The 1,439-nt window shown below is 48.1% G+C and carries 2 protein-coding genes and 1 pseudogene; all 3 read left to right on the top strand.

All coding sequences use genetic code 11. The annotated features are described in order from the left end of the window. Positions 1-154 precede the first annotated feature (154 nt). Positions 155-640, top strand: a pseudogene (locus tag J5224_RS27625) (winged helix-turn-helix domain-containing protein); the annotation flags it as partial. A gap of 74 nt (positions 641-714) precedes the next feature. After that, on the top strand, positions 715-1,032 hold the full coding sequence (locus J5224_RS27620; protein WP_264628332.1) for a transposase: 318 nt from the start codon (positions 715-717) through the stop codon (positions 1,030-1,032). A 44-nt stretch (positions 1,033-1,076) separates the two neighbouring features. Further along, the coding region (locus J5224_RS35895) for an IS3 family transposase (RefSeq protein WP_413544733.1) at positions 1,077-1,439 on the top strand (363 nt) is incomplete at its 3' end.

The raw sequence follows: 1,439 nt of genomic DNA, 5'->3' as shown, positions 1-1,439 counted from the left end.
ACAGAGCAGACCGCCAGTACCTTTCGGCGCGATCGGTAAGGGGGGGTGACGGTCAATCATGTAAAAACCATGAAAAAGAGGTAATTTATTGTTTATAGCCGTGATCATTGAAGGTGCTTGATTTTACGTAGCAAGGAGATCCATGCTCTCGCACATGAAAATTTTTATCACTGTTGATCAAAAGACTGAACTTGAGCGCCTCCATGATACCAGTCGTGACAAGCGGGTTTGCGATCGCATCAAAGCCATCCTTCTGGCATCTGAAGGATGGCTTTCTCCCATGAGTGCTCAGGCTCTTCGCCTGCATGAGAGCACTATCAACCGCCATATCAGTGATTATCTTAATGACCGGAAGCTCAAACCTGAAAACGGCGGCTCTGACAGCTTGCTCAACGCTGACCAAACCGATAAGTTAATCCAACACTTATCTCAGTATTTGTTCCATCATACCCATGAAATCGTGGCTTATGTTGCTCATTGCTGGCGCATCCGTTTCAGCGTTCCCGGCATGAACAAATGGCTGTACCGCCATGGTTTCACTTACAAGAAACCCGCAGGCATTCCTCATAAATTCAGTGAAGAAAAGCAGAAGCAGTTCATTGAATATTATGAAAGTTTAAAAGAAAGCGCCGGTAATGAACTGTAGTGGTTCACTGATTCCGGACACCTCAATAGCCTGTTAATGTAACAACAGAAAATTGAGGTGATCGAGCAATGACTCAACGTAAGCGAACCAAACGTCGTTTTTCTCCCGAGTTCAAGCTGAAAGCTATCGAGCAGGTGATTAAATACCAACAGCGTGCTGTTGATGTTGCCCAATCGCTGGACCTGGACCCCAGCCAACTTCGCAAGTGGATACGTCAGTATGAAGCTGAAATTCAAGGCATCACTCCTGCTGGTGTGGCGTTGACACCGGATCAATGTCGGATTCAGGAACTGGAAAAACAGGTTCGACGCCTTGACATGGAGAAAGAAATTTTAAAGCAGGCGGCCGTGTTGATGAGCGAAATCCCCGTCAAATCTGCGCGTTAATCACACGGCTAAACACGAAATGGTCGGTAACGGAACTGTGCCGTTTGCTGAATATAACGCGTAGTGTTTATTACGCCTCACGGCATCAACAGGTTGATGTTAAACCCTTGCAACTACGGGCGCTGGCGCGCGAGCTACATCAGATAAGCCGTGGCTCTGCCGGCAGCAGAACACTAAGTTTACTTATGCGTCGGAATGGTCATGCTGTAGGGCGCTGGCTGGCAAGAAAATTGATGCAGGAATGTGGTTTACTCAGCCGACAGCCAGGAAAATACCGATATCTAGGAAGTAGGGAAACGTCCCTCGCTTCGCCGAACCTGCTGAAAAGACGGTTCATGCCGGCCTCACCGAACCAGGTCTGGTGTGGTGACATAAGTTATAGTGTGCCCGGAGTTCAGGGCGAGCAT

Source organism: Candidatus Symbiopectobacterium sp. NZEC135 (assembly GCF_025962695.1).
This window is presented reverse-complemented; position numbering and strand designations above follow the sequence as displayed.

What these genes read in the sequence shown, in the direction of transcription:
- J5224_RS27620 (WP_264628332.1), top strand. Translation starts at nt 715, where the DNA reads ATGACTCAACGTAAGCGAACCAAACGTCGTTTTTCTCCCGAGTTCAAG.